Below are 12345 nucleotides of genomic sequence, written 5' to 3'. Positions count from 1 at the left end.
TTCAAACTTTTCTTTTGCCATCTTAAAAATTTCCTATAAAAGAAATTAAAGTCCGATCCAGTATGAATCGGACCGAACTAAAATTATCTTACAGCGCGAGCTGCAATTATTGCCTCTGTAACGTTTTTGGCTGCTTCAGCATACTTGGAGAACTCCATAGAGTATGATGCGCGACCCTGCGTTGCAGAGCGAAGATCAGTTGCATAACCGAACATTTCAGAAAGTGGTACTTGAGCATTAACTTGCTTCAAGCCGCCAAACGCTTCTTCCATACCTTCGATCATACCACGACGACGGTTTAAGTCGCCTACTACATCACCCATGTTCTCTTCAGGGGTGATTACTTCAACTTTCATAACAGGTTCTAGGATAACTGGATCTGCGTCTAGCGCACCATCACGGAAACCGATTGAACCTGCAATCTTAAAGGCCATTTCGTTAGAGTCAACATCGTGGAAAGAACCATCGAATAACGTTGCTTTAACACCAAGTAACGGATAGCCAGCCAAGACACCTTGGCGCATCTGCTCTTGAATACCTTTATCAACCGCTGGAATATATTCTTTCGGAACAGCGCCACCTACGATTTCGTTCACGAATTCGTAAGTTGGAGATTCGTCGTCCGTAATTTCCATTGGTTCAAGTTTAAGCCAAACATGACCGTATTGACCACGACCACCTGATTGACGTACAAATTTACCTTCAGCTTCCACTGAAGCACGAATTGTTTCGCGGTATGCAACTTGAGGTTTACCTACGTTACACACAACACCAAACTCGCGTTTCATACGGTCAACAATGATATCAAGGTGAAGCTCACCCATACCAGAGATGATGGTTTGGCCAGACTCTTCATCTGTTTCAACACGGAAAGATGGGTCTTCTGCAGCTAGTTTACCTAGTGCTATACCCATTTTATCTTGGTCAGCTACAGTTTTCGGTTCAACCGCTACAGAAATTACCGGCTCTGGAAACTCCATACGCTCTAAGGTAATCACTGAATCACTCGAACAAAGCGTGTCACCCGTAGTCACATCTTTCAAACCGATTGCAGCTGCAATGTCACCCGCGCGAACTTCTTTAATTTCTTCGCGAGAATTAGCATGCATTTGTACAATACGGCCTAAACGCTCTTTTTTCGATTTAACAGGGTTATAAACTGCATCGCCCTGCTTCACTGTACCTGAATAAACTCTAAAGAAAGTCAATGTACCAACAAACGGGTCAGTTGCAATTTTAAATGCTAATGCAGAAAAAGGTGCATTGTCGTCAGCTGGTCGAGTTCCTTCGGTTTCGTCTTCGAGGATACCTTGGATCTCTTTTACTTCTGTAGGCGAAGGCATGTATTCAACAACCGAGTCAAGCACTGCTTGAACCCCTTTGTTCTTGAATGCACTTCCGCAAGTCATTGGCACGATTTCATTGGCCAGTGTGCGTTGACGTAGCGCAGCTTTAATCTCAGCCTCGCTTAAGTCACCTTCTTCAAGATATTTGTCCATTAGCTCTTCAGACGCTTCAGCAGCAGACTCAAGCATTTCTGCTCGCCATTCTTCTGCTAGGTCTTGAAGGTCTGCTGGGATCTCTTCATAAGTGAAAGTCGTCCCCTGGTCCGATTCGTTCCAGTTGATTGCTTTCATTTTGATTAGATCGATAACACCTTTAAATTCGTCTTCAGCACCAATTGGTAACTGAATTGGCACAGGTGTCGCACCTAAACGGTTCTTCACCTGATCCACAACTGCTAGGAAGTCAGCGCCTGTACGGTCCATTTTATTTACGAAGATCATACGAGGAACTTCGTATTTATTGGCCTGACGCCAGACTGTTTCCGTTTGTGGTTGTACACCTGATGAAGCACATAAAACCACGACAGCACCATCAAGTACACGTAATGAACGCTCTACTTCGATAGTGAAATCTACGTGTCCTGGTGTATCGATGATGTTAATACGATGCTCATCAAACTGAGCATCCATCCCTTTCCAGAAACACGTTGTGGCAGCAGAAGTAATGGTAATACCACGCTCCTGCTCCTGCTCCATCCAGTCCATAGTTGCAGCACCATCATGAACTTCACCGATCTTATGAGAAAGACCCGTGTAGAACAGAACTCGTTCTGTTGTGGTGGTTTTGCCTGCATCTACGTGAGCACAAATACCGATGTTACGGTAACGCTCAATAGGAGTTGTACGTGCCATAATATCCTCTTAAAAGGTGTTAGCAGACTACCAACGGTAGTGAGCGAATGCTTTGTTCGCTTCAGCCATACGGTGAACGTCTTCACGTTTCTTAACCGCAGTGCCTTTGTTGTCAGCTGCATCAAGCATCTCTTGAGCAAGACGAAGGCCCATTGACTTTTCGCCACGCTTACGAGAAGCATCAACTAACCAACGCATACCTAATGCGTTACGACGTACTGGACGTACTTCAACTGGAACTTGGTATGTAGAACCACCAACACGGCGAGATTTAACCTCAACCGCTGGACGTACATTTTCAAGTGCAGCTTCAAAGATTTCTAGGTGCGACTTGCCTGATTTCTCAGCAGCCACGTCTAACGCACCGTAAACGATTTTTTCAGCAGTAGATTTCTTGCCGTCTAACATTACTACGTTAACGAATTTAGCAAGAAGTTCTGATCCGAACTTAGGATCTGGAAGAATTTTACGTTGACCTATAACGCGTCTTCTAGGCATTTTATTTCTCCGGTATCTTCAGGTTCGCTTTACTTCAGCGACTCCCAAAACAAAATATAAAAATTAAAAATTTAAGTGCTTGGCCTTACTAACGGAGAACCATTAGCCCTTAGGGCGTTTAGCACCGTACTTAGAACGACCTTGTTTACGGTCATTTACGCCTGCACAGTCAAGTGCACCACGAACAGTGTGGAAACGTACACCCGGTAAGTCTTTAACACGACCACCACGGATTAGGATAACACTGTGTTCTTGAAGGTTGTGACCTTCACCACCGATGTATGAAGTTACTTCGAAACCGTTAGTTAAACGTACACGCGCTACTTTACGTAATGCAGAGTTTGGTTTCTTAGGTGTTGTTGTATATACACGAGTACATACACCACGTTTCTGTGGACAAGCTTTAAGAGCAGCAGAGTTGCTCTTTGTAACCTTGCTACGACGTGGCTTACGCACTAGCTGGTTAATAGTTGCCATTAAATAGCTCCTGATTAATTACTACTGAAAAATGAAAAATCTGCCCTATTTAAACATTCTTTTATTCGAACGAATAAATGGGTGGCGGAATTTTAATGAGCAAAGATTGAGCTGTCAACCAAAAAATAACGGGCAAGCCTGATTTCTCAGACTTGCCCGTTATTTTTAGCTATTTAGTGGGAAGAATTACTCTTCGCCACCTAATAGATCAGCGTTCAGTGCATCAGTTAGTGCTTGAGTTGCCTCTTCAGCGCTTACTGTTTGCTCTTCAACTGGAAGCTCAGCTTGCTTACGACGATTCATACGTTCTTGGTGATACGCGAAACCTGTACCGGCTGGGATCAGACGGCCTACGATTACGTTCTCTTTCAAGCCACGTAGCTCATCGCTCTTACCATTTACTGCTGCTTCCGTAAGAACACGAGTTGTTTCTTGGAATGATGCTGCAGAAATGAAAGATTCTGTTGCAAGAGACGCTTTAGTAATACCCATCAGCTGAATTTCATACTTAGCTGGGATCTTACCTTGCTTCTCTAAGTCACGGTTTGCAATACTAACGCGTGCCACTTCAACTTGTTCACCTGCTAAGAACTCAGTATCACCACCGTCTAAGATGATGCACTTACGTAGCATTTGGCGAATAATCGTTTCGATGTGCTTATCGTTAATCTTTACACCCTGTAAGCGGTAAACTTCTTGTACTTCGTTAACAATGTAGTTAGATACATCTGTTACACCACGAAGACGAAGGATATCGTGCGGAGACTCTGGACCATCGGCGATAACTTCACCTTTAGAAACCTGCTCACCTTCGAATACGTTAAGCTGACGCCATTTCGGGATCATCTCTTCGTATGCATCACCCTCTTCTGGAGTGATAACAAGACGTTTCTTGCCTTTTGTCTCTTTACCGAAACTCACAGCACCTGTGATTTCTGCAAGGATTGCAGGATCTTTTGGCTTACGCGCTTCGAATAAGTCAGCAACTCGAGGTAGACCACCCGTGATGTCACGAGTCTTCGAACCTTCTTGTGGAATACGCGCTAGAACCTGACCAGGTGCCGCTGTTGCGCCATCTGTGATTTCAATCGTTGTGAATGAAGGTAGACGGATCTCTTGAAGACCACGTTCTTCGTTTTCAATGATTAGCTTAGGCTCTTTCGCATTAACCTTAGATAGGTCTTTAACAACAACACGTGTTAAACCTGTAAGGTCATCAGTCTGCGCTTCTGTGTTGCTATCATCAATGTCAGAGAATGACACTTTTGATTCATGCTCAAGAATGATTGGGTGACTGTGCGGATCCCATGTTGCAACGATATCGTTACCTTTAACTTCTGCACCATCTTGTACAGAAAGTACAGCACCGTAAGGTACCTTATAACGCTCTTTCTCACGACCGTGATCATCAATGATTGTGATCTCAGTTGAACGTGAAGTGATAACAATCTTACCGTCAGTGTTTAATACGTATTTTGCATTGTGTAACTTCAGGCTACCGTTGTTTTTAACTTGTACGCTGTTTTCTGCTGAGGCTCTTGATGCCGCACCACCAATGTGGAACGTACGCATCGTAAGCTGTGTACCCGGCTCACCGATTGATTGAGCAGCGATTACACCTACAGATTCACCCGCGTTAATGATGTGACCACGTGCTAGGTCACGACCGTAACAGTTAGCACATACACCATAGTCATTATCACATGTGATAACTGAACGTACGCGTACTTCATCTACCGAGTGCTCTTCTAAAAGGTCACACAGTTTTTCGTCAAGCATAATGTTACGTTCAACAAGTACTTCGTCAGTACCTGGCTTTAGGATATCTTCAGCAACAACACGACCCAATACACGTTCGCGAAGCGGCTCAACAACATCACCACCTTCAATTAATGGCTTCATTGTTAGACCGTCTAACGTGCCGCAGTCCGCATTAGTGATAACTAAGTCTTGTGCAACATCTACTAGACGACGAGTTAGGTAACCCGAGTTCGCTGTCTTAAGTGCTGTATCGGCTAGACCTTTACGCGCACCGTGCGTCGAGATAAAGTACTGTAGTACGTTTAGACCTTCACGGAAGTTCGCCGTGATTGGTGTTTCGATGATTGAACCATCTGGACGAGCCATTAGGCCACGCATACCCGCTAACTGACGGATCTGAGCAGCACTACCACGAGCACCTGAGTCGGCCATCATGAATACCGAGTTGAAAGAAGGCTGTTCTTCCTCTTCACCCTGTGCATTCACAACGGTATCTTTCGATAAGTTCGCCATCATTTCACGTGAAAGGTTTTCGTTAACACGTGACCAGATATCGATTACTTTGTTGTACTTCTCACCCGCAGTTACAAGACCTGATTGGAACTGTTGGTTGATTTCAGATACTTCCGCTTCAGCTGCTTCAATGATGCCTGCTTTCGTCGGTGGGATTACCATATCGTTAATACCGATAGATACACCTGACTTCATAGCGTAATGGAAACCTGTATACATTACTTGGTCAGCAAACACGACTGTGTCTTTTAGGCCTAGACGACGGTAACACTCATTTAGAAGTGCAGAAATCTGCTTCTTACCTAATGCACGGTTGATAAGCTCAAATGGTAAGCCTTCAGGTGTGCTTAGAGAAAGGATCGCACGACCAACAGTTGTCTCTACAACAGAAGTCTGTTGTGAACGCTCACCAGTCTCTTCGTCGATAACAGTTTCTGTAATACGAACTTTAACGCGAGCATGAAGTTCAGCAACACCTGTACGGTAAGCTTTTTCAGCTTCTTTCGCATCTTTAAATACAATGCCTTCACCTTTGGCATTGATGCGATCACGCGTCATGTAGTAAAGACCTAATACAACGTCCTGTGAAGGAACGATAATAGGCTCACCGTTCGCTGGTGATAGAATGTTGTTCGTTGACATCATTAGGGCACGTGCTTCTAGCTGTGCTTCTAATGTTAACGGTACGTGTACCGCCATTTGGTCACCATCGAAGTCAGCGTTATATGCCGCACACACTAGTGGGTGTAGGTGGATTGCTTTACCTTCGATTAGAACAGGTTCAAACGCTTGGATACCAAGACGGTGAAGTGTTGGTGCACGGTTAAGTAGAACCGGGTGCTCACGGATTACTTCGTCTAGTACGTCCCATACCTCTGGTACTTCACGCTCAACCATCTTCTTCGCAGCTTTGATGGTTGTCGCCATGCCACGACGCTCTAGCTTACCGTAGATGAATGGCTTGAATAGCTCAAGTGCCATCTTCTTAGGAAGACCACACTGGTGAAGTTTAAGCGTAGGACCAACTGTGATTACAGAACGGCCTGAGTAGTCAACACGCTTACCTAGAAGGTTTTGACGGAAACGACCTTGCTTACCTTTGATCATGTCTGCAAGCGACTTAAGTGGACGCTTGTTAGAACCTGTGATCGCACGACCGCGACGACCATTATCAAGTAGCGCATCAACCGCTTCTTGTAACATACGCTTTTCGTTACGTACGATGATGTCTGGTGCAGCTAAGTCAAGTAGACGCTTAAGACGGTTGTTACGGTTAATAACACGACGGTAAAGGTCGTTCAGATCAGACGTTGCAAAACGACCGCCATCTAGTGGTACTAGAGGACGAAGATCTGGTGGAAGAACCGGAAGCACGCTCATGATCATCCACTCAGGGTTATTACCTGACTGGTGGAAAGATTCCATCAGCTTAAGGCGCTTAGTGATCTTCTTACGCTTAGTTTCAGAGTTGATAGTTGGTAACTCTTCACGCATTTCTGCGATAAGCTGACCTAGGTCTAGTTCTTTAAGTAGATCAAGTACAGCTTCTGCACCCATCTTAGCTTCGAACTCATCACCGTGCTCTTCAAGTGCATCTAGGTACTCTTCTTCGCCTAATAGCTGACCGCGCTCTAGCGTAGTCATACCTGGCTCAGTTACTACGAATGATTCGAAGTAAAGTACGCGCTCGATGTCACGAAGTGTCATATCTAGCATTAGGCCGATACGAGACGGTAATGACTTAAGGAACCAAATGTGTGCAACTGGGCTAGCTAGCTCAATGTGACCCATACGGTCACGACGTACTTTAGTTAAAGTAACTTCTACGCCACACTTTTCACAAATAACACCACGGTGCTTTAAGCGCTTATATTTACCACATAAACACTCATAATCTTTTACTGGGCCGAAAATACGGGCACAGAATAAGCCGTCACGCTCAGGCTTGAACGTACGATAGTTAATTGTCTCAGGCTTTTTAACTTCGCCGTAAGACCAAGAACGTACCATGTCTGGTGAAGCAAGACCGATGCGGATCGCATCAAATTCTTCGGTCTTATTTTGTTGCTTCAAAAACTTAAGTAAGTCTTTCACCTTAGCTCTCCTGTCGGAGTTAATCTCGAGGGCAAGCAATGCTTGCCCCTACATTCTTTCAGTCCGGGGAGCCGCAGCTTAGCTGCGGCTGTCGGATTAATTTTCTTCCAACTCGATGTTGATACCTAGTGAGCGGATTTCTTTCAACAATACGTTGAATGACTCTGGCATACCCGGTTCCATCTTGTGGTTACCGTCAACGATGTTCTTATACATCTTAGTACGACCATTTACGTCATCTGACTTAACCGTCAGCATCTCTTGAAGTGTATAAGCAGCACCGTATGCTTCTAATGCCCATACCTCCATCTCACCGAATCTCTGACCACCGAACTGTGCCTTACCACCCAGCGGCTGCTGAGTTACTAGGCTGTAAGAACCAGTAGAACGCGCGTGCATCTTGTCGTCTACTAAGTGGTTTAGTTTCAGCATGTACATGTAACCAACAGTTACTTGACGCTCAAACGCATCACCAGTACGACCATCATATAGCGTTACCTGACCGCTACGTGGGTAACCACCTAGCTCAAGAAGGTCTTTGATCTCTGACTCACGTGCACCATCGAATGCAGGAGTCGCGATAGGTAGACCACCTTTCAGGTTGTTCGCAAGACGACGAACTTCATCATCAGAGAAGCTAGCAATATCAACTTTCTGACGGCAATCACCTACTGCGTAAGCTTTTGCAATGAAATCGCGCATTTCGTGAATTTCACGCTGCTCTTTCATCATCTCTTCTAGCGTTTCACCGATACCACGTGCAGCCAGACCCATGTGTGTTTCTAAGATCTGACCGATGTTCATACGAGATGGTACACCCAGCGGGTTAAGTACGATATCTACAGTACGACCTTTGTCATCGTATGGCATATCTTCTACTGGTACGATTGTCGAGATAACACCTTTGTTACCGTGACGACCAGCCATCTTATCACCTGGTTGGATACGACGTTTAACAGCTAGGTATACTTTAACAATCTTAAGTACGCCTGGTGCTAAGTCATCACCTTGAGTGATCTTGCGACGTTTGTTTTCAAACTTCTTGTCGTATTCTGCTTTAAGCTCATCGTACTGTGCAGCAAGTTGCTCAAGATCAGCTTGTTGCTGTTCATCAGCTAGGCTTTGAGTTAGTAGCTTGTCAGTGCTTAATTCAGCTACTTTCTCTTCACTTAGACCCGCTTGTACAAGTAATGTACGTACGCGTGTTAAGATACCGCCTTCAAGGATTCTGAACTCTTCGTTGAAGTCTTTCTTCGCTTCACGAAGCTGCATTTCTTCAACTTCTAACGCTCGCTTGTCTTTTTCAACGCCGTCACGAGTGAATACTTGTACGTCGATCACTGTACCAGTTACAGAGTTTGGTACGCGTAGTGAGCTGTCTTTAACATCAGATGCTTTTTCACCGAAGATAGCACGTAGTAGCTTTTCTTCTGGAGTAAGTTGCGTTTCGCCTTTAGGTGTTACTTTACCTACAAGGATGTCGCCACCTTTTACTTCAGCACCGATGTAAACAACACCAGACTCATCCAGTTTTCCAAGTGCAGACTCACCTACATTCGGAATATCAGCCGTGATCTCTTCAGGACCAAGCTTAGTATCACGTGCGATACACTGAAGTTCTTGGATGTGGATTGTTGTTAGACGATCTTCTTTTACAACGTTCTCAGATAGTAAGATTGAATCCTCGAAGTTGTAACCATTCCATGGCATGAATGCCACGCGAAGGTTTTGACCTAGTGCTAAGTCACCTAAGTCAGTCGAAGGACCATCTGCTAATACGTCACCACGTACAACCGGCTCACCAACCATACAAGTTGGTTTCTGGTTGATACACGTATTTTGGTTAGAACGTGTGTATTTAGTTAAGTTGTAAATGTCGATGCCCGCTTCACCTGGGATGCGCTCTTCTTCATTTACGTTAACTACGATACGGCTTGCGTCAGCATACTTTACAACACCGCCACGCTTAGCAACGATTGTTACACCAGAATCTTTTGCTAGTGTACGCTCGATACCTGTACCTACTAACGGCTTATCAGCGCGTAGTGTTGGTACTGCTTGACGTTGCATGTTCGATCCCATTAGTGCACGGTTAGCATCATCGTGTTCTAGGAATGGGATTAGTGCTGCTGCAACTGAGATAACCTGCTGAGGTGATACGTCCATATATTGGATGTCATCACGACCCATAAATGTCGATTCACCTTTGTGACGACATGGGATTAACTCATCAATAAATTCATTGCTGTCGTTCAGGTTCGTGTTCGCCTGAGCGATTACGAATTGACCTTCTTCGATAGCTGATAGGTAATCAACTTCGTCGCTTACTACGCCATCAACAACTTTACGGTATGGTGTTTCTAAGAAACCATAGTCGTTAGTACGTGCGTATGTAGAAAGTGAGTTGATCAGACCGATGTTTGGACCTTCAGGCGTTTCGATAGGACAAACACGACCGTAGTGCGTTACGTGTACGTCTCGAACTTCGAAGCCTGCACGTTCACGTGTAAGACCACCCGGACCTAATGCAGAAATACGACGCTTGTGCGTTACTTCTGAAAGCGGGTTGTTTTGGTCCATGAACTGTGACAGCTGTGAAGAGCCAAAGAATTCTTTAACTGCTGCTGAAATAGGTTTCGCGTTGATTAGGTCTTGAGGCATTACATTGTCAAGATCACCTAAGCTTAAACGCTCACGAACAGCACGTTCAACACGTACTAAACCAACACGGAATTGGTTTTCAGCCATTTCACCTACAGAACGGATACGACGGTTGCCTAGGTGGTCAATATCATCCACTTCGCCTTTACCGTTACGAATATCGATCAATACTTTCATTACTGATACGATATCTTCTTTGCTCAGTGTACCTGGGCCTGTATCTGAATCATAACCTACACGGCTATTGAACTTCATACGACCTACAGTTGATAGGTCATAACGCTCTTCAGTAAAGAATAAGTTTTCGAATAAAGCTTCTGCAGCGTCTTTCGTTGGTGGCTCACCAGGGCGCATCATACGGTAGATTTCTACAAGCGCTTCTAAACGGTTTGTAGAAGAATCGATACGTAATGTATCTGAAATGTATGCACCACTGTCTACATCATTGATGTAAAGTGTGTCGATTTGCGCGTGACCTGCTTTAACAAGCTCAGCCATTAGCTCTAGTGAAAGTTCAGCATTCGCTTCTGCGATGATTTCACCAGTAGACTCATCGATGTAGTTCTTCGCTACTACACGACCAATGATGTACTCGTGTGGTACTTCAAGTTGTGTAATTTCTTTCTTTTCAAGAGTCTTGATATGACGAGCAGTAACACGACGACCGGCTTCAACGATCACGTCACCGTCTTTGTCTTTAATATCAAATGCTGCTGTTTCACCACGAAGACGTGAAGGAACAAGCTCCATTAATACTTTACCGTTAGCAACTTCGAACGTTGTCGTTTCGAAGAACATTGCTAAGATCTCTTCAGATGTAAACTCTAAAGCACGTAAAATGATAGACGCCGGTAACTTACGACGGCGGTCGATACGTACATAAAGGTTATCTTTTACATCAAATTCAAAGTCTAACCATGAACCACGGTAAGGGATAACACGTGCGTTATAAAGTACTTTACCTGAAGAGTGTGACTTACCACGGTCGTTATCAAAGAATACACCAGGTGAACGGTGTAGCTGAGAAACGATAACACGCTCTGTACCATTGATTACAAAAGTACCGGTATCGGTCATGAGCGGGATTTCGCCCATGTAAACTTCTTGCTCTTTAATGTCTTTAACTGTGCCTGGTGCTTCTTTATCCATTAGCACAAGACGTAATTTTACGCGAAGTGGAGCAGAATAAGTCACGCCGCGAATTTGACATTCTTTTACATCGAATACTGGCTCGCCAATACGGTAACTTACGTATTGGAGCTCAGAATTACCCGAGTAGCTTTTAATAGGGAAAACAGAGCGGAATGCAGCTTCCAGTCCATAGTCGCCTACAGCGTCAGGATTCAAGAATTTTTTGAACGATTCTAACTGTGTAGACAGTAAGAAAGGTATATCCAAAACTTGTGGACGTTTACCAAAATCCTTACGGATACGTTTCTTTTCAGAATAAGAGTAAGCCATGGGGTTCCTCAGCTTGCTGATCTTTGACCCAACCTGTTCTTGTAAGAACAGCATTACTGGCATCTAAGCCATGATAACAACATCTCATTGTTGCACTAAATGCCACTGCTATTAGCAAAAACTTAAGTTATTGAAATAAAAGTGAAATTTAGAGTTTTTTGCGTCTAGTAAATATGATCATACTAGAGCGCAAAAGGGCCGGTGATTAAATAATCACCAGCCCTTGCCTGATTGCTCAGGCAGCGAACCTAGCCGTAGCTAGATTACTTGATCTCAACTTCAGCACCAGCTTCTTCAAGATCTTTCTTAAGTGCTTCAGCTTCTTCTTTAGAAACAGCTTCTTTGATTGGCGCAGGAGCAGACTCAACAAGAGCTTTTGCTTCTTTAAGGCCAAGACCAGTTGCACCACGTACAGCTTTGATTGAAGCAACTTTGTTCGCGCCAGCAGCAGCTAGGATTACGTCGAACTCAGTCTTTTCTTCAGCAGCTTCAGCAGGACCTGCAGCAACAACAGCAGCAGCTGCAGTTACGCCGAACTTTTCTTCCATTGCTTCAACTAGTTCAACAACTTCCATTACTGACATTTCAGCAATCGCGTCAAGGATTTGGTCTTTAGTTACAGACATTGTAAATTTCCTAATTAATTACGAACCCATGAGGTTCAAAAAAATTTTTAAATGAG

6 protein-coding genes are annotated in these 12345 nt (G+C 44.4%); all 6 read right to left on the bottom strand.

Translation table 11 applies throughout. The annotated features are described in order from the left end of the window. Positions 1 to 83 precede the first annotated feature (83 nt). The 6 genes from fusA to rplL all read right to left on the bottom strand — a co-directional run bounded on the left by fusA (position 84) and on the right by rplL (position 12289). Positions 84 to 2198 carry an elongation factor G gene (fusA, locus tag C1E24_RS17135; protein ID WP_138483561.1) on the bottom strand — a complete coding sequence of 705 codons (2115 nt, stop codon included), beginning with the start codon at positions 2196 to 2198 and terminating at the stop codon, positions 84 to 86. A gap of 27 nt (positions 2199 to 2225) precedes the next feature. Further along, complete coding sequence (rpsG, locus tag C1E24_RS17130; protein WP_058028514.1) at positions 2226 to 2696, bottom strand: 30S ribosomal protein S7; 471 nt, start codon at positions 2694 to 2696, stop codon at positions 2226 to 2228. A gap of 102 nt (positions 2697 to 2798) precedes the next feature. Then, positions 2799 to 3173: a 30S ribosomal protein S12 gene (gene rpsL, locus C1E24_RS17125; protein ID WP_010387308.1), complete on the bottom strand. Its 375-nt coding sequence runs from the start codon at positions 3171 to 3173 to the stop codon at positions 2799 to 2801. A gap of 186 nt (positions 3174 to 3359) precedes the next feature. Continuing rightward, a complete protein-coding gene (gene rpoC, locus C1E24_RS17120; RefSeq protein ID WP_138483559.1) occupies positions 3360 to 7541 on the bottom strand; it encodes a DNA-directed RNA polymerase subunit beta' in 4182 nt (1393 codons plus the stop codon). Between the two features lie 96 nt (positions 7542 to 7637). Beyond that, a complete protein-coding gene (gene rpoB, locus C1E24_RS17115) occupies positions 7638 to 11663 on the bottom strand; it encodes a DNA-directed RNA polymerase subunit beta (RefSeq protein WP_058028512.1) in 4026 nt (1341 codons plus the stop codon). Positions 11664 to 11926: 263 nt separating this feature from the next. Further along, entirely contained in the window at positions 11927 to 12289 is a 363-nt protein-coding gene (rplL, locus tag C1E24_RS17110; RefSeq protein ID WP_138483557.1) for a 50S ribosomal protein L7/L12, read from the bottom strand. Between the last annotated feature and the right edge of the window lie 56 nt (positions 12290 to 12345).

This window comes from Pseudoalteromonas phenolica (genome assembly GCF_005876835.1).
In the GTDB taxonomy this organism is placed as follows: Bacteria; Pseudomonadota; Gammaproteobacteria; order Enterobacterales; family Alteromonadaceae; genus Pseudoalteromonas; species Pseudoalteromonas phenolica_B.
The sequence above is the reverse complement of the archived record's forward strand: the minus strand, read 5'-3'. Positions and strand labels throughout refer to the sequence as shown.

Coding starts and splice junctions, on each gene's coding strand:
- rpsG (WP_058028514.1), bottom strand. CDS start 2,696: ATGCCTAGAAGACGCGTTATAGGTCAACGTAAAATTCTTCCAGATCCT.
- rplL (WP_138483557.1), bottom strand. CDS start 12,289: ATGTCTGTAACTAAAGACCAAATCCTTGACGCGATTGCTGAAATGTCA.
- rpoB (WP_058028512.1), bottom strand. CDS start 11,663: ATGGCTTACTCTTATTCTGAAAAGAAACGTATCCGTAAGGATTTTGGT.
- fusA (WP_138483561.1), bottom strand. CDS start 2,198: ATGGCACGTACAACTCCTATTGAGCGTTACCGTAACATCGGTATTTGT.
- rpsL (WP_010387308.1), bottom strand. CDS start 3,173: ATGGCAACTATTAACCAGCTAGTGCGTAAGCCACGTCGTAGCAAGGTT.